Origin of the sequence: Alkalihalobacillus trypoxylicola, from assembly GCF_001590785.1 — a bacterium.
In the GTDB taxonomy this organism is placed as follows: domain Bacteria; phylum Bacillota; class Bacilli; order Bacillales; family Bacillaceae_D; genus Alkalihalobacillus; species Alkalihalobacillus trypoxylicola.
Map to the genome: position 1 here is coordinate 758,951 of NZ_LTAO01000012.1, position 20,773 is coordinate 779,723.

Annotated in this window: 19 protein-coding genes and 1 pseudogene; 15 read left to right on the forward strand and 5 right to left on the reverse strand. The window is 38.1% G+C overall.

All coding sequences use genetic code 11. The annotated features are described in order from the left end of the window. Positions 1-75: 75 nt before the first annotated feature. From AZF04_RS10740 to AZF04_RS21785, 4 genes are all read left to right on the forward strand, one after another. Complete coding sequence (locus AZF04_RS10740; RefSeq protein ID WP_061948682.1) at positions 76-2,124, forward strand: cation:proton antiporter; 2,049 nt, start codon at positions 76-78, stop codon at positions 2,122-2,124. Positions 2,125-2,225: 101 nt separating this feature from the next. Next, positions 2,226-3,008 carry an enoyl-ACP reductase FabI gene (fabI, locus tag AZF04_RS10745; protein ID WP_061948683.1) on the forward strand — a complete coding sequence of 261 codons (783 nt, stop codon included), beginning with the start codon at positions 2,226-2,228 and terminating at the stop codon, positions 3,006-3,008. A gap of 118 nt (positions 3,009-3,126) precedes the next feature. Continuing rightward, a complete protein-coding gene (locus AZF04_RS10750; RefSeq protein WP_061948684.1) occupies positions 3,127-3,471 on the forward strand; it encodes a DUF1360 domain-containing protein in 345 nt (114 codons plus the stop codon). Positions 3,472-3,623: 152 nt separating this feature from the next. Further along, positions 3,624-3,755: a hypothetical protein gene (locus tag AZF04_RS21785; RefSeq protein ID WP_268753420.1), complete on the forward strand. Its 132-nt coding sequence runs from the start codon at positions 3,624-3,626 to the stop codon at positions 3,753-3,755. Positions 3,756-3,936: 181 nt separating this feature from the next. On the opposite strand, the gene AZF04_RS10755 is transcribed toward AZF04_RS21785, so the two are convergent. Both AZF04_RS10755 and AZF04_RS10760 read right to left on the reverse strand, forming a co-directional pair. Continuing rightward, a complete protein-coding gene (locus AZF04_RS10755; RefSeq protein WP_061948685.1) occupies positions 3,937-4,632 on the reverse strand; it encodes a hypothetical protein in 696 nt (231 codons plus the stop codon). A gap of 116 nt (positions 4,633-4,748) precedes the next feature. Then, a complete protein-coding gene (locus AZF04_RS10760; protein ID WP_061948686.1) occupies positions 4,749-5,423 on the reverse strand; it encodes a BMQ_0737 family morphogenetic spore coat protein in 675 nt (224 codons plus the stop codon). Positions 5,424-5,630: 207 nt separating this feature from the next. Here AZF04_RS10760 and AZF04_RS21205 point away from each other — a divergent pair, with 207 nt between their 5' ends. Together AZF04_RS21205 and AZF04_RS10765 are read left to right on the forward strand one after the other, a co-directional pair. Beyond that, positions 5,631-5,798 carry a hypothetical protein gene (locus AZF04_RS21205; RefSeq protein ID WP_156479521.1) on the forward strand — a complete coding sequence of 56 codons (168 nt, stop codon included), beginning with the start codon at positions 5,631-5,633 and terminating at the stop codon, positions 5,796-5,798. A gap of 156 nt (positions 5,799-5,954) precedes the next feature. Next, positions 5,955-6,482: a hypothetical protein gene (locus AZF04_RS10765; protein WP_061948687.1), complete on the forward strand. Its 528-nt coding sequence runs from the start codon at positions 5,955-5,957 to the stop codon at positions 6,480-6,482. Between the two features lie 66 nt (positions 6,483-6,548). Here AZF04_RS10765 and AZF04_RS10770 read toward each other — a convergent pair whose 3' ends face one another. After that, positions 6,549-7,055 carry a hypothetical protein gene (locus tag AZF04_RS10770; protein WP_061948688.1) on the reverse strand — a complete coding sequence of 169 codons (507 nt, stop codon included), beginning with the start codon at positions 7,053-7,055 and terminating at the stop codon, positions 6,549-6,551. Positions 7,056-7,219: 164 nt separating this feature from the next. Here AZF04_RS10770 and AZF04_RS10775 point away from each other — a divergent pair, with 164 nt between their 5' ends. The 6 genes from AZF04_RS10775 (at position 7,220) to AZF04_RS10800 (ending at position 14,035) form a co-directional block, all read left to right on the forward strand. After that, on the forward strand, positions 7,220-8,134 hold the full coding sequence (locus AZF04_RS10775) for an exosporium glycoprotein BclB-related protein (RefSeq protein WP_061948689.1): 915 nt from the start codon (positions 7,220-7,222) through the stop codon (positions 8,132-8,134). 105 nt (positions 8,135-8,239) lie between these two features. Further along, positions 8,240-9,433 carry a BclA C-terminal domain-containing protein gene (locus tag AZF04_RS21210; protein ID WP_061948690.1) on the forward strand — a complete coding sequence of 398 codons (1,194 nt, stop codon included), beginning with the start codon at positions 8,240-8,242 and terminating at the stop codon, positions 9,431-9,433. 123 nt (positions 9,434-9,556) lie between these two features. Further along, on the forward strand, positions 9,557-10,618 hold the full coding sequence (locus AZF04_RS10785; protein WP_061948691.1) for a Gfo/Idh/MocA family protein: 1,062 nt from the start codon (positions 9,557-9,559) through the stop codon (positions 10,616-10,618). A 301-nt stretch (positions 10,619-10,919) separates the two neighbouring features. Then, positions 10,920-12,020: a CotS family spore coat protein gene (locus tag AZF04_RS10790; protein ID WP_061948692.1), complete on the forward strand. Its 1,101-nt coding sequence runs from the start codon at positions 10,920-10,922 to the stop codon at positions 12,018-12,020. Further along, positions 12,017-13,567 (forward strand): glycosyltransferase family 4 protein, encoded by a 1,551-nt coding sequence (locus AZF04_RS10795; RefSeq protein WP_061948693.1) that lies wholly within the window; start codon positions 12,017-12,019, stop codon positions 13,565-13,567. Before AZF04_RS10790 ends, AZF04_RS10795 begins: the two co-directional genes overlap by 4 nt. A 129-nt stretch (positions 13,568-13,696) precedes the next feature. Then, complete coding sequence (locus tag AZF04_RS10800; RefSeq protein ID WP_061948694.1) at positions 13,697-14,035, forward strand: hypothetical protein; 339 nt, start codon at positions 13,697-13,699, stop codon at positions 14,033-14,035. A 45-nt stretch (positions 14,036-14,080) separates the two neighbouring features. On the opposite strand, the gene AZF04_RS10805 is transcribed toward AZF04_RS10800, so the two are convergent. Continuing rightward, a complete protein-coding gene (locus AZF04_RS10805; protein WP_061948695.1) occupies positions 14,081-15,025 on the reverse strand; it encodes an NAD-dependent epimerase/dehydratase family protein in 945 nt (314 codons plus the stop codon). Beyond that, positions 15,022-16,302, reverse strand: coding sequence for a UDP-glucose dehydrogenase family protein (locus tag AZF04_RS10810; protein ID WP_061948696.1), 1,281 nt, complete (start codon positions 16,300-16,302; stop codon positions 15,022-15,024). The genes AZF04_RS10805 and AZF04_RS10810 overlap by 4 nt, the downstream gene beginning before the upstream one ends. A gap of 549 nt (positions 16,303-16,851) precedes the next feature. Here AZF04_RS10810 and AZF04_RS10815 point away from each other — a divergent pair. The 3 genes and pseudogenes from AZF04_RS10815 to AZF04_RS10825 form a co-directional block, all read left to right on the forward strand. After that, the gene (locus AZF04_RS10815; protein ID WP_235599959.1) at positions 16,852-17,550 is read left to right on the forward strand and encodes an N-acetyltransferase; all 699 of its coding nucleotides are present in this window, start codon (positions 16,852-16,854) and stop codon (positions 17,548-17,550) included. Positions 17,551-17,565: 15 nt separating this feature from the next. After that, positions 17,566-18,651, forward strand: a complete 1,086-nt coding sequence (locus AZF04_RS10820) for a glycosyltransferase (protein ID WP_061948697.1) — start codon at positions 17,566-17,568, stop codon at positions 18,649-18,651. A gap of 348 nt (positions 18,652-18,999) precedes the next feature. Next, positions 19,000-20,773, forward strand: a pseudogene (locus AZF04_RS10825) (beta strand repeat-containing protein); the annotation flags it as partial.

Here is a 20,773-nt window from a genome sequence, read left to right on the forward strand (position 1 = left end):
AGATATGAATGATGAAATGGATTCATTTATTTAAAGATTACTATTTTTGTTTTGTGTTAGGAAAGGGTGAATAGGTTGCTTAATCAGCCAATAACAGATCCCGTTCTCATTTTTGCGATTACGATGCTCATATTTTTAATTGCACCGTTATTGATGGCGAAATTAAGAATGACGGGTATTATAGGTTTAATTTTAGCCGGTTTAATTGTAGGACCAAATGGACTTGGGTTATTAGAAAGAGATCAAACCATTTTATTATTAAGTACAGTTGGTTTGTTATTTATCTTTTTTATTGCTGGATTAGAAATGGATTTAGATGGTTTCAAAAAAAATCGACACAGCAGTTTAACTTTTGGAACTCTATCGTTTATCGTTCCATTTATTTTAGGAAGCGTAGCTTCTTACTTTATCGGTTATCCTTTATTAGCAGCCATCCTTATCGGCTCCATTATTGGATCTCATACTCTTTTAGCTTTTCCGATTGCTAGTCGATTAGGTGTATCAAAAAATAGAGCGGTAACGACCACTGTAGGCGGAACAATGATAACGGATACAGCGGCTTTTTTAATACTAGCGATTGTAGCTGGAGCAGCTAATGGTATTATCAACGCCGAATTTTGGATTACAATGATTGTTTCATTAATCGTTTATGTTCTAGCTGTTTTTTTAATTATTCCAAGGTTGTCTAGGTTTTTCTTCCGTACGTTGGGCAGTGAAGGGAATTCAGAATTTGCCTTTGTTATGACCGTTTTGTTTATTACAGCCTTTGGTGCGAGCCTAGCTGGCATTGAACCAATTATTGGTGGTTTCCTTGCCGGACTTGCGATGAATCGATTTATTGTAGAGCATGGAACGCTTATGAATCGCATTAAATTTGTTGGAAATTCAATCTTTATTCCTTTTTTTCTACTATCAGTCGGTATGTTAGTTGATTTAAAGGTCCTTTTTACAGAAGTACAAACTTGGAAGGTGGCAGCAATTGTTGTTACGTTTGTTATTTTAGGTAAGTTTTTAGCTGCTTATATAACAGGGAAATTTTATGGGTACTCTAAGGCTGAGAAGATTCTAATGTTTGGATTGACGGTCCCACAAGCAGCAGCTACCTTAGCGGCAACCTTAGTTGGTTATGATTTAGGATTACTAGATGAAGCCGTCGTAAATGCAATGATCATTAAAATCCTTATCACATGTTTAATTGGACCTTATTTAGTTGAAAAATATTCAAAAGTGATTGCCTTTTTAGAGGAGCAAAAGCCACAAAAATCATCTGCTACACCTGAACGTTTAATGGTCCCAGTTGCGAATCCGAAAACTCTTCCTTCTTTACTGGATTTAGCTTTTATCGTGAGAGGGACTTCGAAAGAACCATTATATGCTCTGAGTGTGGCTCAAAGTGGAGAAGGTACCTCTGATTCGTTAGCTAGAGCTGAGAAAGTGTTAAATCATGCGGTAAGTTATGGCGCGGGGGCAGAAATCCCCGTCCAAACTTTAACGAGAGTAGACCAAAGTATTTCAGCTGGTATGATGAGAGCAATGGAAGAAACACGAATTACGACGGCGGTTATAGGTTGGAATGGAAAGCTTTCAACACCACAGCGTATTTTTGGAGGGGTTCTTGATCATTTGTTAGAGCATACAAGGCAAACGGTTTTAGTAACAAAGCTAGAATCTCCCATAAACACGATGAAGCGACTCGTTGTCATTGTTCCATCTGGATTTACACATAAACCTGGTTTTTATACAGCAATTGATATGATTAAAACATTATCAAGAGAATTGGGTATTCCTATTCATTACATGATTATTAATGACGATATTGAATGGTACAAAAAAGCGTATCGAACATCGAAAGCCAATACGACCATTACGTTTGAGAAGTTCGATAGCTGGGGTGTTTTTCATAAAGAGATTTCATTATTAAAAAGAGATGACCTTATATTCTTATTAAGTGCAAGAAGAGGTACTTTAGCATGGAATCCTAATTTAGAAGACGCACCAAGATTGTTAGCCAAAAATACGGTGTTAAGTTTCATTGTATTATATCCACCTGAAGACGAGCATGTTGATACTAGGGGAACGAAAGGGATGGAAGTTCCAAAGGCGGTCTTAGGTTCCTATGAATAATGATGTTAAAGAGAAAAGCTATTCAACTTCTTTAAACTATGTTACTATTATTAGTACTTGATGCTAATAACTACTATTAATAATAGTTGGAGGGATTTTAGATGATTGAATTATCATTAAAAGGACGTACATATGTTGTAATGGGTGTTGCTAATAAAAGAAGTATTGCTTGGGGAATTGCACAATCATTAGCAAATGCTGGAGCGAGACTGATTTTTACCTTTGCAGGAGAAAGATTAGAAAAGAATGTTAGAAGCCTAGCAGATTCTTTAGAAAATGATGACCATTTAGTATTACCTTGTGATGTTACAAATGATGATGAAATAAAGAAAACATTTTCGGATATTAAAGAAAAAGTCGGAGTTATTCATGGACTAGCTCATTGCATCGCATTCGCTAATAAAGATGAGTTAGAAGGAGAATATTTAAACACAACTAGAGAAGGTTTCTTGCTTGCTCATAATATTAGCGCGTATTCATTAACAGCTGTATTAAAAGAAGCGAGACCACTTATGACCGAAGGGGGAAGTGTCATTACATTGACCTATCTTGGAGGAGAAAAGGTAGTGAAAAACTACAATGTAATGGGTGTAGCCAAAGCTTCTCTTGATGCAAGTGTTAAATATTTAGCGAATGACCTTGGAAAAGATGGAATTCGTGTTAATGCCATTTCGGCAGGACCAATTCGTACATTAGCAGCTAAAGGAATCGGCGGCTTTAATGATGTATTAAAAGAGATTGAAGAAAGAGCACCTCTTCGTAAAAATACGACTCAGGAAGAAGTAGGAGATACTGCCCTATTCTTAATGAGTGATTTAGCTAGAGGAATAACAGGAGAGCTTCTACATGTAGATGGAGGCTATAATATTTTATCGCTTTCTTAATACTCCATTCGTAAAAAACGTTTAATCTTTTGATTAAACGTTTTTTTATTTTCTCCAATTGAATAGTTGTTGCGTAAGATGAAAGGAAGAAGGAATTAAATCATAAGGAGAATGAAAAATGGGATTAGATTGGTTGGAAATCATTATATTAGCTTTAGCTACCTTTCGATTCACTCATTTACTTGTATTTGATAAAATCACTAATTTTATTCGCAAACCATTTCAGCATATAAAAGAAGAAAGATTGGAAAATGGAGAAGTGATTGAATATGTGAGTGTAAAAGGCACCGGGATAAGAAAATTTATTGGTGAAATTTTAAGCTGTTATTGGTGTACAGGTATATGGATGGCCTGTGTTCTCTTTTTATTATATAGCTGGCTTCCGGTTATAATGGGCCCTATTCTTATTATTTTTGCTATCGCTGGTATAGCTGCCTTCTTAGAGGCTATTTTAAATAGGTAAAAAAAAAAGAAACTATCTCAGGAATAAAAAAAAACTCCAGCCTGTCGACAAAGTCTCGTAAAAGCGAGATAGTCGATAGGCTTTTTTATTTATCAAGAGACAGTACACAACACTCGCTTGGTCAAGGAAAACGATCAAAAGGGAAAGCTCTATTGGAAGGAAGAGCTGCTGAACGAGTAAAAACGGTCAAAAGGAAAAGCTCTATTCGCCCGAAAAAAGAAGTGGACGAGAGAACTGGTCAAAAGGGAAAGCTCTATTGGATGGAAGAGCTGCTGAACGAGTAAAAACGGTCAAAAGAGAGCTGTCTATTCACCGAAAAAAGCGAAAATCAACAAAAAGAGTCAAAAGGACAGCGCCCTTATTTGCACCAATGGCATGTTCATGAATAAAAAAACTCCTTTGCGAATGCATTTCTCAAAGGAGTTGTGTCTACAGTTTGAAGCTACTTTAGCAACCAGATAATGATTAAAATAAATTACCGATAATTTGATTATCTGCTGACAGTCCATCAGGTATTTCTTGGCCGTATATAAACCCGTCTATTGAAAAAGTTACTCCTTCTTTCTGTCTTCTAATTTCTAATTCAAAATCAGAAAAGGATAAAACGTCGTTAGCTTTTAGAACAGGAAAATTAGTTGGTTTAAGCCAATATTTACCGGATTTTCTAGCTTCCTTCAATGAGTGATTTTCAACAAAGTCCCAAGATTGATACAATTCTTCATTATCCACTAAGTAATCATTAAGCTTTCTTTGTTTTGGATGATTAATTTTTCCAGATAAATGAATAGCTTGTGGCTGGTTAACAACAAGACAGATTAAAGGCTCATGTAGGGGGAGCGTACCTTTATTTTTTATAATGAAATGCCCTTTTACCGAAATCTGATCATCATCCTTTGGAATCATAATGGAATAAGAAAAAAAGCTAGAAATACTTAATTCGGTTGATGTTTGAGAATGAAAGCTCTCGATTAAGTGCTCTTGAGGTGCTTCGGAAAGTTTCTCTTTTAAAAATGTAATGGTGTCCTTCTGTTCTTGCAGTATTTTATCTTTTTTTTCAATAGTTGAAGTGAGTTTTTTTAATTCAGATCGGTAATGTAAAATTTTCTGTTTGTATTGAATGTTAACGTCTTGAGAGGATCTTGTAGAAGATGAATGAGACAAAATGGATGAACCTCCTTTTTATTCTCTGTTTTATTAATATGTATGTGGGAGTCTTGCTTTTAAGAAGAAAAATCGAGAGAGGATAATCCTCATCTCGATTTTCTTATTTAAGAAAACTATTCTTTTGTCAACCCTGGAAAAATAACATCGCAGTTTGGTGGACGTTTGTGCGTACCACATACTACGTCATTAATAGGTAATTCATTACGTGGATGACAATATGAAGCCTCTATTTCAACTTTTACTGTATCGGTAACCACAACGTCTAAGCATAAGCTTACTGAGATATCTAGTTGTTGGAAGTTTTCAGTACATACAAATTCAGCGTCACATTCTCCCTCAAGGATACAAGCTTCAACACATGTTCCCTTAGGTGCGCATAAATATAACGTTTGAATCGTGAAAAATTCTACTGGTTCATTAAAAGTAAAGCAATCATTTTCATCAACAATGGCAATTTCCATTTGACCTTTTGCTACAATTTTGACTCGATGTAGAACAACTGTATCACCATTTGGTAGAGTCACTTCTACTTTTTGACGACCGTTTGGTTGAGTAATTTCTTGAGTGTATAAAGTATCCTCAAGTACACGGCATCTTGTCGTATAACAAGGGTGGTTGGCTGTTAAAAATTCGCAGAAGCTATCATAATCAGTAGGATCAAATAATCCAGTTGTCAAACCAGCTAAATCTGCTCCTGTAATGCTAATAGGTTGAACTTCAACAGGACGCATAACCCAGTCATAAATTTTTTCTGCATTAATGACAATGCTATGTTTTTTGGATTTCATGTTTGTACCTCCTATTTTTTTACCCTGCTTTTTCGAAATAAACGATAAAGTAGGTATTCAGACTACTGTATAGTATGACAATATCCCAAAATGGTGTATTGACTTATTCGGTTTTCTAAAAACGGGCTAATGCATATTTTTTAGATTGGGATAAAAGTTGGGAAAGCTTTATACATACTATATGTAGAAAGTGAAGGAGGGGAAATCATGGGGAAATTTCATCAGAGTAAAAAAAGAAGAGATAAGGAAGTCAGAAGAACTGTAAATTCATCGTTATCGGGTGATGTTGTTAGAAAAGGGAATGTGAAAAGAGTATTAGCATCTGAGCCAAAATTGAGTGCAGTAAAAAATTGTTGTGGTGGAAATGCTGAATAAATCTTTTAACAAACAAATCTTTAAAAGATTTGTTTGTTTTTTTTTTCTTTCTTTCTTTGGGTATTTATGGATTTTGAAATAAATAGGTAAATCATACAGGCTAGATGTTTGCTTGGATAATAGTATGAACTATACAAAGGAAAGGAGAGATTGAACATGAGTTGTTGTTCACCACGTTATTATGTTAATGAGAATGGTTTTTTACAATCATGTCCTAAACGTAGTCGTAAAAGCTATTGCTCGATAGTTACACCGAGCTTTTTATTTGCTTCAAATGATGTAGCAGTTCTTACTTCCACGGATACCGTTACACCGGTTTTAATTCCATGGGATGAGGATACAATTAGAGCGAGAGGATTTATCATTTCGCCGGATTTTAATCAAGTAGCTTCAGAAAACTCAGGTATCTATAATGCTTCTTATAATCTAACTTTATCTAGTTCCATTACAGGAGTTGTTACAGCAAGAATAGCTGTAAATGGAGTACCAGTTGCAGGAACAGAAAGAACGGTTACTTTAGTAGCTAATACACCTCAAAATGTATCAGTTAACAATTTACCATTAACTTTATTCAGCGGACAAATTGTTAGTTTACAACTTGTAACAAGCACTGCTGCATCGACTGTTACCGTCACAGATGCAACATTCAATTTGAATCGTATTGCTAATTTAGGTGGTCGTTAATAAAAAAAGTGCTCTGTTTTAGAGCACTTTCATTTCAGAGAAACCCCATATTTATGTGGGGTTTTTCTATTTTTTTGGAGTGAAATTTTTATAAAACCAGTGATCATTCCTTTTTTCATCTTCATCATTTAGCTCATCAGGTTGATTGAGCTGCTCATTGCTTTGAAGATATGGAAATACTTCTTTTTTTTCTTCTAATTCTTTCTCTGCGGGCTCACTGTCAGTCTTCGAATGTTTTTGTTGAGATTGCTCTAATTGTTTTTGTAAATTTTGATGATCTTTTTCTAGAGAGTGCAGTTTCTTATCATAACGGTGTTTATAGGTTGAAAATTCCTCTGAAATAGTTTGATAGGATTTTTTTTCTTTCTTTAAATTCTCTTCTAATAAAGTAATGGTCTCTGCTTGCTGATTCACTTGTTCTTGTAAGGTGTCTATTAAATTATAATGATAATTATTTTGATATTGTTCGACTAAAGCTTTATATTTGTTCAGCTCAGACTGTAAATGAATGACGCGCTGTTGTAATTGTGTAGGAGTAAGTTTGGATGAGACTTTACTTACTTGATTAGTCATTGGTTTTCCCTCCAGTCTGTGAGTCGTTAATTATTTATATGATTCTTTTGCTAAGGTATGAATTGATTAGGCATTTTACTCATTTTTATTTTTTTGGATTCGAATACAAGCCAGTTTCTAGAACTTACATAATATAAGTACAAATAGATGAAAGGAGTGAAAAGGTGAAGTTTTCAAAACGAGGATGTAGTAGTTGTAATAGCGGACATTCTTATAAAGGCCTCCCTTTTGGTCGAAATCCTTTTGCTCGAGGAGCAACTGGACCTAGAGGGCCTGTTGGTCCAACGGGTCCAACAGGCACTGCAGGTGGTGGAACAGGAGTAACGGGAGCGCCAGGAGCTACAGGAGTCACAGGAGCTACAGGAGTCACAGGAGCGCCAGGAGCGCCAGGAGCTCCAGGAGCGCCAGGAGTAACGGGAGCGCCAGGAGTCACAGGAGCCACGGGAGCGCCAGGAGTCACAGGAGCCACGGGAGCGCCAGGAGTCACAGGAGCACCGGGAACCACAGGAGTCACAGGAGCTCCAGGAGCACCGGGAATAACTGGACCAACTGGAATTACAGGAGCGCCAGGTTCTGGGGCTATTATTCCATTTGCTTCTAACCTACCTATTGCTATGACAACTGTTGTTGGTGGATTAATAGGAACAGTTAGTTATATAGGATTTGGAAATAATGTCACGGGTGTTAGTTTGCTAGGTGGTACTATCGACACTACTTCTTTAGATAATTTAGCATTTTCTGTTCCAAGAGACGGATTCATTACTTCAATAACAGCATTCTTAAGCACGACTGCCGCGTTAACATTACTAGGGACAACTGTTACAGTAACTGCCCAACTTTTCTCAGCCACTGGTAATAATGTGTTTACTCCTATTCCAGGAGCAGCAGTTGCATTAGCACCATCATTTTCCGATATTATCGCAATTGGCACCGTATCAGAGGGGTTAAATGAAGGTTTATCGATTCCTGTTTCTGCTGGTCAACGTTTATTAATGGTTTTTTCTGCGGAAGTAACGGGTGGAATTGATATAGCTACAGCTATAACAGGATATGGAAGTGCAGGAGTGGCTATATCATAAATTTAAAAATAAAAATGTGTTTTAAAGATACATCTAAAATCTGTTTGAATAGAATATCTGAGTAATACTAATAAACAGATTTACAGGGAGGAGAACTTAACGGATATGAGGTTTTATAATAATAGAAATTGTTGTGGAGGAAATAAAAAAGGTTTTCCACTATATAATGGAATTAGAAACCCATTTAATGGTGGTGTAACTGGTCCTAGGGGTCCAATCGGCCCAACAGGTCCTATTGGTCCAACAGGAGCGACAGGTCCAACGGGTCCTGGAGGTGGAGCCACAGGAGTAACGGGAGCGACCGGAGTAACCGGTCCAACAGGTCCGACTGGCCCAACAGGAGTAGGAGCAACAGGTCCAACGGGAGTAACGGGTCCAACAGGAATAGCGGGAGCTACGGGTCTGGCAGGAGCGACGGGAGCGACCGGCCCAACAGGAATAGGAGTAACGGGTCCAACAGGAATAGCAGGAGCTACGGGTCTGGCAGGAGCGACGGGAGCGACCGGCCCAACAGGAGTAGGAGTAACGGGTCCAACAGGAATAGCRGGAGCTACGGGTCTGGCAGGAGCAACCGGAGCGACCGGCCCAACAGGAGTAGGAGTAACGGGTCCAACAGGAATAGCAGGAGCTACGGGTCTAGCAGGAGCGACCGGAGCAACCGGCCCAACAGGAGTAGGAGTAACAGGTCCAACAGGAATAGCAGGAGCTACGGGTCTGGCAGGAGCGACCGGAGCAACCGGCCCAACGGGAGTAGGAGTAACGGGTCCAACAGGAATAGCAGGAGCTACGGGTCTGGCAGGAGCAACCGGCGCACCTGGCCCAACTGGAGCACCAGGTCCTACAGGAGCAGGAGTGACAGGTCCGACGGGAGCAACCGGTCCGACGGCTGAAAACTTTACGGAAACGTCAGGTTTTGCTGCGAATACGACGGGAGCGACAATTGCTGTTGTTTTAGGAGGGACACCTGTACCATTACCAAGTGAGCAAGATCTTGGACCGATTACAGTAAATGGAACAGACACCATTTTCACTGTTCCAGATGCGGGTAGATACTTTATTTCCTATAATTTAAACTTTACCGCTGGCTTACTAGTAAGCTCTCAAGTAGAGATTAATGGTGTAGTAGATCCTGCATTAACAAGAGCACCAGCTTTAGCTTTAAGCTCTTTAGAAGCAAATGCAATTGTTACCTTGACAGCTGGATCGACGATAGAGCTACAATTATTTGGATTATTAGGAGCAGCTGTATTACAGGGTGGGGTAGGAGCATCCTTAACCATTATTAGATTGAGTGATTAATCGTTTGTTTCTATAAATAACCTCCATAGCATTTATGGAGGTTATTTTTTTAGGTATGACATACTCCGGACAAGCATGCTGCATAACATATTTTAGCATGAAAATATAAAAGGAGTTGAAATGATGAAACTAGGTATAATTGGCTGTGGGAGAATAACAGAAAAGCACTGTCAAACGCTTAGTCACATATCTGACATTGATGTTGTAGCACTTAGTGATATTAAGCTTGAACGGATGGTGGCTATTGACAATCTGTTGCCAACTATAAATAAAGAAAGAAAATTTCATCATAACTATCTAGACCTGATTGAGCGAAATGATATCGATGTAGTCTTAATTGCTACAAGCTCAGGTTTTCATTCAGAGATAGCAAAAGCAGCGATCGAACAAAAGAAGCATATTATCGTTGAAAAACCGATCGCATTAAGCTTAGAAGAAGCGAAAGAGTTAAAGGTTCTAACCGAACAATATGGTACTAAACTGTTTGTTTGTCATCAATTACGATTTTTAAAAAGCATGATGAGAATTAAAGAATTAATTGATCGTTCTTTACTCGGTGAAATATATTACGGAGTAGGTTCAATTGAAATTAATCGTGGGGATAAATACTATCAAGTTTCCCCTTGGAGAGGAACTTGGCAACACGATGGTGGAATGTTAATTAACCAAGGTATTCATATTATTGATTTATTACTTTGGTTTATGGGTGATGCATCAGAGGTTTATGGAAAATTAATGAAGGTAAATAAAAATAAAGAAACGGAAGATATCGCTTTAAGTATGATTGATTTTAAAAATGGTTCAAAGGCAATCATTGAAGCAAACACAGTTACGAAACCCTATAACTATGGCTACGCGATTAAACTTTTTGCGGAGAATGGAACGATCGTCATTGAAGGCAATCAATTACAACAAATCAACCGTTTTGTTATAAATAACATGGATGTTCCGTTCATAGAGATGGAACACGATTACCAAGAACATGTGAGAATGTATCAATCCATCTATGATGTCATTTTCAATCATAAATCATCTTCTAGTTTAGTAGATAGTACTTCAGCAATTGCGTCACTAGAATTGATATTTGCTATTTACCAATCAGCATTAAAGGGAGAAAAAGTAAATCTACCACTTAACCGGTTTTCTTTAAGTGAATTAATTGATTGGGAAAGAGAGGAAAGGTAGTTTTACTAATAGAGTTTTGGAGTGGAAAGAAATAAAAGGCAATCATCTTTCTACAAAAAACGACTACGACTATCCATTGATAGTCGCTTTTTTTGTAGAAATGAAAAAGAGCTTGTTTGTCATTTATAATCTTTACAGTTTCTGAAGTTGAAATGTATAAAATGAAGACAAACTAATTGACATACTTAGGTTTCAGTTCTTGAAATATAAGCAAATATAGGCTTTCATCTATACAAATTTTCCATAGACCGAATAGCTTAACTAGTGAATAACCCAATTTGTTGATTTAGGGAGGATTAAAATGTCTGAAGAAATCATTACACCATGGACTGTCGACGAAATGACACAATCAGATTTATACGTACCGCAATATATTGTGGATATGGCCCAGGAAGTGATCGCTCATTATGATATGACCGTTCATACAATGGACGTTATTACAACTAAAGCAGATAAGGGAGGATTGATTTGGAAGATAGAAACGGATAAAGGACCTTTCAGCTTAAAAATTCTTCATCGAACACCCGCTAGAAGTTTATTTAGTTTAGGAGCACAAGAATATTTAGTAAAAGAAAAGCAAGCGAGAGTGCCGTCATTGATCAAGACTAAAACGGAAGAAAATTATGTAGAGAAAGGTGGGAAATTGTGGTTCGTTGCAGAATGGATTGAACCGCTCTATCCTGTAACAAAAGATTTAGAAGGAGCCAAGTCACTTTGTTTTGCATTAGGAGAATTTCATCAACTTTCTAAAGGATATCTTCCTCCAAAAGGATCTGAAAAAGCGACCAGAACTAAAAGATGGCCAAAATCTTATGAAAAAGTGGTAAAAAAGATGGATTGGTTTAGAAAAATTGCGGAAGCTTACAATGAAATGCCAGCCAGTCCAACTATTCTTTCCGTCATTGATCAATTTGAAATTCAAGCAATAAGTGCCTTCGACAGACTGAATCAATCTGCTTATCAAGAATTAATCACTAGAGATGATAGTGAATGGGGACTTGTTCATCAAGATTATGGTTGGTCTAACGGTCAAATGGGACCAGGTGGAATGTGGATTATTGACCTTGATGGTGTCGCATATGATATACCGATTCGAGATTTAAGAAAGTTAATAACAGGAACCATGGATGATTTAGGAGTTTGGGATGTCAATTGGATGAATGAAATGATCAATGCTTATCATGAAGCGAACCCAATAGATGATTTTCTTTTTGATATCTTAATGATTGATATGGAGTTGCCCAATGAATTTTATAAAAATGTAAAAGAGTTAGTTTATGAGCCTTCTATTTTTATGGATGAACAGTTAGATGTTCTGTGTAGAAGAATAGTAGAATCCGATCAATCAAAATGGCCAGCAATTGAAGAGTTAAAACAATGGAGAGGAGCAACTTCTACATGAATATTCTCATGATTTGTACAGAAAAACTACCTGTCCCTCCAATAAGAGGAGGAGCCATTCAAACTTATATTGATGGTGTTTCGTCAATATTAGCAAAAGAACATCAACTAACCATTTTAGGGCGGGATGATTCCTCCTTAGAAAATGATGAGTCTGTTGAAGGGATTCGTTATGTAAGAGTTAAAAGTGGAACGTTTGAAAATTATGCTGAAGGTGTAAAGGAATTTCTACGTTCACATTCGTTCGATATCATCCATCTTTTTAATCGACCGAGGTTAGTAAAGTATATTAGAGAGGTTGCCCCTCAAACAAGGCTTGTTTTAAGTATGCATAACGACATGTTTACGACCAATAAAATTAGTTCTAAAGAAGCGGAGGAGACGATCAGCCAACTCGATCAAATTGTCACAGTTAGTAATTATATTGGTAGAACGATTGCTGAATTATATCCGCAGGCTGAAAACAAATTAAAAACGGTTTATTCGGGGGTCGATATTGGAAGATTTGTTCCACCTCATTCAGAGGATGCTCAGAGAATGAGAAGGAGGATCCGCGAAGAAAATAATTTGCAAAATAAAAAGGTCATCTTGTATGCAGGAAGACTTTCAGCCAATAAAGGTGCCGATATTTTAGTTCAAGCTATGCCAGAGTTAGCAAAAAGACACTCTGATATTGCTTTAATTATCGTAGGTAGTAAATGGTTTAGTGATGATAAAGTGAGTGATTATGTTGCCTATGTTCGCGCATTGGCATCTCGTTTACCAATACCAGTTATAAATACAGGATTTGTCGCTCCGGATGAAATTCAAAATTGGTTTGCAGCAGCTGATGTATTTGTTTGTCCTTCACAATGGCAAGAACCATTAGCAAGAGTTCATTATGAAGCAATGGCATCCGGACTACCAATTATTACAACAGCACGTGGTGGAAATCCTGAGGTTATCCTTCCTAATGAAAATGGAATCGTTATTGAAAACCCTGAAAATCCTCAGGAATTTACCGAGCAGCTGACGCACATCTTTTCAAATCTAACCCAAGCTAGAAATATGGGGCAGTACGGAAGGAAGTTAGCAGAGTCCAACTATACTTGGGAGAGGGTTGCTTCAGATATTCTCGATGTATGGAAAGAAGTGGAGAGAAAAATTCATAATCATATTCCTATTTCAGATGAAAACATAGAGCCTCTCACGAAAGAGCTAGTTTCAACTATTCATGGACAGGACACACAGATTCAGCCAATTAAGTTAATAGAGAATGAAAGTGAGGGAGATATTGTGAAAAATCATGTGTCAACGAAGGAAAATGTAAAATCCATTTTACTTTATGAATTATCTAATAAAAATTCACTTATTGAGTCATTATTAGAGAAAATTAATAAAAAAGCTGAAGATAAAAATCATACAAATATCAATCAAATTATTCAAAGTACGATCGGTGAATTAGAAGAAATGATCGAAAAAGTTCATTCCAATCATAAAAAGAAAGAAGCTACAAACGACGTGGTTAATGATATTTCAACAGCTAAGCTTTATTTGAAAAATCATTGATTAAATAGGAGAAATACTCATCATTAAAAAAGTGATTCGCTTTTTTTAAAAATCATTATCCCAAAATGCTGACTTACAACATACCTTATAAATGTGTTAATTAAAATGATTTATGGGAGGTAAATGAAATTGAAAAAAGAGATAGTTGAGATCAATATTGATGTAGAGCTTAATGATGATTTGTCGGTTGAGTTGGAATTTGATTATATGAATGACAGTAGTAGATTCGTAAAGGTATCAGAAATAGAAGAAGAAATTTCTGATGTGAGTGAATTCTTTGATATTAGTGCTTTAACCACATCTGATTTTCCTCATTTAAGTGAAGATGAAATTACAGACACCATTATTGCTGCATTAAGTAAGATTACATTTCAAGAGGTTGATATTGAAATCGTATTTAGTGACCAAACTGAAGTGAAATTTAAAATTGATGGAGAAGAATTCAACGACCATGATCACGAAGAATAATACAAAAACAACAATTAGCTCAGGCTAATTGTTGTTTGATACTTTTTATTGATATAATTCTTTGATATAAAAAATTTCGTTTTCTAATCCTGTCCTTAGTTGGGTGCTAGGAGTATAATCTAAAAGGTTTTCAGCTTTTGAAATATCAGCCCACGTATGTTTGGGCTCACCTATTGCTTGACTGACAAAATTCACTTTTGCTTTTTTTCCTAATAGCTCTTCAAGAATGGTGATGACCTCTAATACGGATGAGCGTTCCTTTCCACCTATATTAATAGTCTCTCCAATCACATTTTTAGCTTCTTTTACAGCTGCCGTTGCTTGAACACAATCGGAAATGAACGTGAAATCACGTGTCTGACGGCCGTCACCGTAAATGGTGATGAACTCGTCGTCTAACATACTCTTAATAAATCGATGAAAGGCCATGTCACTTCGTTGTTTTGGGCCATAAACGGTAAAATATCTGAGAATAACGGTTGGAATGTTAAAGCTTTCTCGATACACATGGCATAAATGTTCACCAGTTAATTTCGTAATTCCATACGGAGATAGTGGCTCTGGTATACTTTTTTCTGAAACTTTCCCTTCTTTCTCACCATAAACAGATGAAGTTGAGGAGTAAATGAATTTTTTCAAATGTACGGATTTACACGCTTCTAAAAGTCGTTGTGTTGCCGTAATATTATGCTTTACATATTGTTGGAATTCAGCACCCCAGCTTGATCTTACTCCAGGGATACCTGCAAGGTGGTAAATATAATCGGTCCCGTTTAGAATCGGCTCCCAATTAACATCGAGAATGCTTGTTTGCTTGAAAGTAAAGCGGGGGTGTTTTAAAAGTTTTTGAATGTTTTCGTCCTTCTGCTTTTTTGTAGTAGGCCCAATATAAGCATCTACTCCAATAATATGCACAGAAGGATTTTTAAGAAGTTCCAAACAAAGGTTTGAACCAATAAAACCAGCTGCACCTGTTACGACTATTTTCATAATCTCCCCACCCCCAAGTAATGTAATCCGAAATGAGAAATTGTTTCTGGGAGAATACAATTTCGACAATCGAATAGTAAATTTCCTTTCATTTTCTTTGAAACAAGTGACCAGTCAGCTTGTTTATATAACTCCCAATCGGTTGCAATGATAAGAACATCAGACTGTTCAATAGAATCATATAAGCTTTCATAAAAAGTTGTGTTAGAAAGAGGGATATTTACTACTGGATCATGAACGTGGAGATGATAGCCTTTTGCACTTAAGAGCTTAATCATTTTAATAGATTGAGATTCTCGAATGTCATCTGTATTAGGTTTAAATGATAGTCCCCATATCGTGATTTTTTTATCGATTAAATCAGGCTCTGTTTTCATTAATTTCTCAATAAAAAATTCAACCTGTTGATCATTAATTGTTTTCGTTGCTTCTAAAAGATAGGGGATGATCTGTTTTTGTTTAGCTAAGTAAGTAAGAGCTTTGAGGTCCTTAGGGAAACAAGAGCCACCATAGCCTAATCCTGCTCCTAAAAAGTGTGGACCAATTCGCGGATCCATGCCAATGCCTTCAGCTACTTTTTCAATATCGATGTTATAGCTATCGCAAATTTTGGACATTTCATTTATAAAAGAGATTTTTGTTGCCAGAAACGCATTTGAAGCATATTTTATCATCTCTGCTCCTTCTAAACTTGTAACTAGATAAGGTGCTTTAAGAGGTTCATATAGCTGCTTGATAGAGTGGATCGGTTCGTTACCTTTTCCACCTATTACGATTCTATCGGGTTGAAGCATATCTTGAATGGCGGACCCTTCTCGCAAAAACTCAGGGTTTGAAACAACATCAAAAAGGTGAGAGGGTACTCCTAAGCTTATTAGTTCATCGATTATTTTTTGATTTGTACCGATTGGAACAGTACTTTTTGTTGTAATGACTTTATAGGAGTGAATACAGGAAGATAATTCTTCTATTACACTCTCCAAAAAAGAAAGATTCGTACTTCCGTCAGATAAAGTAGGAGTGCCGACCGCAATAAAAATAATAGAGCTGTCGTTAATCGCTTTAGCTAAGTTTGATGTGAAATAGAGTCTGTCATTTTTTAAGTGGGTCTTGATTAAGGGTTCTAACTGAGGTTCAAAGATTGGGCAATGCCCATTTTTTAATGTTTCTACTTTCTGCTCATCTTTTTCTACACAATATACATAGTTGCCTAAATCAGCTAAGACAGCGGATGTTGTCAAGCCAACATAGCCAGCACCGATTACACATACATTCATTACTTCCTCTCCTTTTTAATCCTAACCATAAAGAAGCTATTTAATTTAGTGGCATTAATATCGTATTTTAATAGGTTTGAAAGAGTGATACATGTTGTAAAAATCTAACTATTGCCTATAGCTATAAGAAACATGGTGAGTTTCTATTTGTGGGGGATTTGTTCCCCGTTTAAGGAATGAAATCTACCAATCTCTGATTATAAAAGAAGGAGTAAAAAGTAGATTAAAACAACAGAATAGTAAAGGTTTATTCGGTTAGAACCAGACGTTATCTTCAAACCATACCTCTAATCATCAAATGAAATAATGAATAAAATATTTAGAAAAGCAGAACAGCAGATCACCACTTTATAAAAAAAAGTACACTTCTTGTTTTTTTATGTATCGTCATTACATTCACGCATACTTTAGTAGTAATGATGGTGGATGTAATACTAAAAATGAGACTAGGAATTGGGCGGAAATTCGCTCTCAATTAAGTAAGGGCTAATCAATCTATTCATGACTTTGTTATTAAAAATTTCTATGAAGAATGGGAGGAGATTGATATTGAAGATTGATCCTTCAGCACGTTTAGGTAAGCAAGTAAAAGTGGGCTACAATTCCATTATAGAGAGTGAGGTTGTCATTGGAAATCATGTCACTATTGGCGAGCATAGTATTATCCGTAAAGGAACGGTGATAGGAGATGATGTTCAAATTGGTGAGTTTGTTTTATTAGGAAAAACACCATCTTCAAATAAGAAAATGGCAAGAAAACCTAAAAAGGAACTGCAAAATTTAGTTGTTGAAAAAGGAGTAACAATTGGTACAAATGTAACGATTTATAAAGGGAGTTCAATTGGCGAAGATGCCTTCATTGCAGACTATGTAAGTATTAGGGAACAGGTCAAGATCGAGAATCATACCATAATTGGTAGGCATGTAATGGTCGAACCGAATACAACCATTGGAGAAAGAACGACAATACAAACGGGTTCTTATATAACAGCAGATACGGTTATAGAAAGTGATGTTTTTATAGGTCCTTGTTGTTCAATGTCAAATGATAAATATATGGCTTCAGGTAAAGGATTTCATACAGGTCCTAAAATCAAAGCAGGTACCAAAATTGGAAATCATGCAACGTTGTTACCTAATATTATAATCGGACCAAATGCTACGGTTGGAGCGGGGGCGGTTGTCACAAAAGATATACCACCACAATCTATTTATGTAGGAAATCCTGCTAGGCCACTAAAATCATAAAAGTGAGGTGTTTTGATGGTTACAATCAGTTTATGTATGATCGTCAAAAATGAAGAGGCAGTATTAGCTCGAGGATTAGATACGGTTAAGGATATTGTCGATGAAATAAATATTGTGGATACAGGTTCTACCGATAAAACGGTAGAAATAGCAAAACAATATACCGACAGGATTTTTTATTATGAATGGACGGGGAATTTTGCGGCAGCTAGGAATGAATCCTTTAAATATGCTACAAAGGATTATATATTATATCTTGATGCGGATGATGTTTTATTAGAAGAAGATCAGAGGAAGCTAAAGGAATTAAAGGAATCATTAGATCCTTCCGTTGACTCTGTTTCCATGTTTTATAATGCTGGTATGGATAGTTTTGGGAATGTAACGTTACGATATCGTCGGAATCGTCTTGTTAAAAGAGAAAAAAATTTTAAATGGGGCGGAGATGTTCATAACTATTTAAATGTTTATGGAAAAATTATTAATTCAGATGTGGCGGTTACACATAAAAAAATAAAACATGCAGTCAGTCGAAACTTATCTATTTACAAAAAGAAGATTGAAAGAGGCGATAGCTTTTCCGCGAGAGATTATTTCTATTACGGCAATGAATTACGTGAGAATGGACATCCGGAAGAAGCTATTAAAGCTTATGACCAAAATATTGAATTAAAAGAAGGTTGGATAGAAGATAAATTTTATGCATGTATCAATAAAGCGGATTGTTATCGGAATTTAGAAAATCCAGAAAAAGAGTTAGAATCTTTATTTCAATCTTTTTTATTTTCAAAGACACCTAGACCCGAAGCATGTAGTAGAATAGGCTATCATTTTCAACAAAAGAGTGATTATCATCATGCGATATATTGGTATGAAGCAGCTATTGAATTAAAGCCTGATACCAATCAATGGAGTTTTAGTTACCCAGCTTATTCAACCTGGTATCCTCACCTCCAGTTATGCGTTTGTTATGACCGAATTAAAAAGTATGTTAAAGCATATGAGCATAATGAAAAAGCAAAGGAATATAGACCAGAGGACCCTTCTGTTTTACACAATAAAAGCTACCTAGAAAAAACCTATGGATTTGGAGAAGAGTGAAATCATAGTAATAATAGGCAAAAAAGATACCTAAAGCAGGTATCTTTTTTTATTCAGACAAATGACTAGTTAAACTGGGTGTTTGTGCAATCCAAACATATAGAAAAGAATATATTGATTAATAAAAATAGTTTTTCGTCTATGTTTTTGCATTTTGAGGTGGTTAAAATGAAATTTAAACAGAGGAGAAATCAATGCTGTAACGATGAACATGTACTACGAGCTGTTGATCATAAAAGAAATATTTCAGGCCCAAGAGGCCCGACAGGTCCAAGAGGACTAAGGGGACCAACAGGAATTACAGGTGCTACCGGAGCAGGATTAGAAGGAATTGTTGCTTATGATCCAATGTTAGCCCCGGATTATCCAGTAGGTCAAGTCGTAACATATGAAGGAAGTACTTTTATTGTAAACAGTGCACCACCAATCGGTACCCCAGATACATCTGATGACTATACATTAATTGCAGCTGCCGGAGCAACAGGAGCAACAGGGGTAACAGGGATTACTGGTGTAACAGGAATAACCGGTCCAACCGGTCCTACTGGAGTGACAGGGATAACAGGAGCCAGAGGAGAAACTGGAATAACAGGACCGATAGGAGTAACTGGGGCCACAGGCCCATCTGGTGCTTCAGGTGTTACAGGCCTGACTGGTCCGACAGGAATCACAGGGGTGACTGGAATCACCGGTGCAACAGGTCCGACTGGAGCCACGGGAATAACCGGACCCACCGGTCCAACCGGAGCAACGGGGTCAACCGGTGCAACAGGAATCACCGGTGCAACGGGAGCCACTGGGGTGACTGGAACCACCGGAGCCACAGGTACAACAGGGATTACTGGGGTAACAGGAGTCACAGGGCCAACGGGTGTAACCGGTGCTACNCGGGAATAACCGGGCCCACCGGTCCAACCGGAGCAACGGGGTCAACCGGTGCAACAGGAATCACCGGTGCAACGGGAGCCACTGGGGTGACTGGAACCACCGGAGCCACAGGTACAACAGGGATTACTGGGGTAACAGGAGTCACAGGGCCAACGGGTGTAACCGGTGCTACCGGAGCAACAGGGGCTACAGGGGTAACTGGAATTACTGGACCCACCGGAGTCACAGGGTCAACAGGACAGACTGGTCCGATAGGAATAACCGGAACGACTGGAGTAACCGGTCCAACCGGAGCAACGGGGTCAACTGGAGTTACAGGTTTTACAGGAACAACAGGGGCTACAGGATTAACTGGAGTCACGGGACCTACCGGACCAATTGGTATTACTGGAGTATCAGGGATTACAGGAGTCACCGGGGTGACTGGAGCCACAGGAGTTACTGGTGTAACTGGAGTCCCTGGAATAACAGGAGCCACAGGAGTGACAGGACCTACCGGGCCAACAGGTCCAACGGGATTAACCGGTTCGACTGGAGAAACAGGCGCTACTGGTGTCACTGGAGTGACAGGGTCAATAGGACCAACAGGGATTACTGGAATCACAGGAGCGACAGGATTAACAGGACTAACGGGAGTCACCGGAGTAACTGGGTCTACGGGTGTAACCGGCCCGACAGGATTGACAGGACCTACCGGAGCAACAGGGTTAACAGGGCAGACCGGCCCAACAGGAGTAACTGGAATCACTGGTGTAACAGGAGCAACGGGACCCACGGGTCCAATCGGAGTCACTGGCACTACCGGAATCACTGGATTGACAGGTTCAACAGGAGTTACTGGTGCTACCGGAGTCAATGGAGTAACGGGGATAACGGGACCGACTGGTGTCACAGGAGTGACAGGGTCAACAGGAGCAACTGGACCTACCGGACCAACTGGTATTACTGGAGTATCAGGGATTACAGGAGTAACCGGGGTGACTGGAGCCACGGGTTTAACAGGATCAACAGGAGTGACAGGACCTTCCGGAGCCACTGGAGCTACTGGTGTAACAGGTACGACCGGACCTACAGGAATCACCGGAGTGACAGGGATAACGGGACCAACGGGAGCAACAGGAATCACCGGGACAAGGGGAGCCACTGGGGTGACTGGAACCACCGGAGCCACAGGTACAACAGGGATTACTGGGGTAACAGGAGTCACAGGGCCAACGGGTGTAACCGGTGCTAC

Excerpts from the sequence above, each read along its gene's own strand:
- AZF04_RS10790 (WP_061948692.1), top strand. The coding sequence starts at position 10,920 with ATGTCTGAAGAAATCATTACACCATGGACTGTCGACGAAATGACACAA.
- AZF04_RS10750 (WP_061948684.1), top strand. The coding sequence starts at position 3,127 with ATGGGATTAGATTGGTTGGAAATCATTATATTAGCTTTAGCTACCTTT.
- AZF04_RS10765 (WP_061948687.1), top strand. The coding sequence starts at position 5,955 with ATGAGTTGTTGTTCACCACGTTATTATGTTAATGAGAATGGTTTTTTA.
- fabI (WP_061948683.1), top strand. The coding sequence starts at position 2,226 with ATGATTGAATTATCATTAAAAGGACGTACATATGTTGTAATGGGTGTT.
- AZF04_RS10785 (WP_061948691.1), top strand. The coding sequence starts at position 9,557 with ATGAAACTAGGTATAATTGGCTGTGGGAGAATAACAGAAAAGCACTGT.
- AZF04_RS10805 (WP_061948695.1), bottom strand. The coding sequence starts at position 15,025 with ATGAAAATAGTCGTAACAGGTGCAGCTGGTTTTATTGGTTCAAACCTT.
- AZF04_RS21205 (WP_156479521.1), top strand. The coding sequence starts at position 5,631 with ATGGGGAAATTTCATCAGAGTAAAAAAAGAAGAGATAAGGAAGTCAGA.
- AZF04_RS10795 (WP_061948693.1), top strand. The coding sequence starts at position 12,017 with ATGAATATTCTCATGATTTGTACAGAAAAACTACCTGTCCCTCCAATA.
- AZF04_RS10810 (WP_061948696.1), bottom strand. The coding sequence starts at position 16,302 with ATGAATGTATGTGTAATCGGTGCTGGCTATGTTGGCTTGACAACATCC.
- AZF04_RS10770 (WP_061948688.1), bottom strand. The coding sequence starts at position 7,055 with ATGACTAATCAAGTAAGTAAAGTCTCATCCAAACTTACTCCTACACAA.
- AZF04_RS10760 (WP_061948686.1), bottom strand. The coding sequence starts at position 5,423 with ATGAAATCCAAAAAACATAGCATTGTCATTAATGCAGAAAAAATTTAT.
- AZF04_RS10820 (WP_061948697.1), top strand. The coding sequence starts at position 17,566 with ATGGTTACAATCAGTTTATGTATGATCGTCAAAAATGAAGAGGCAGTA.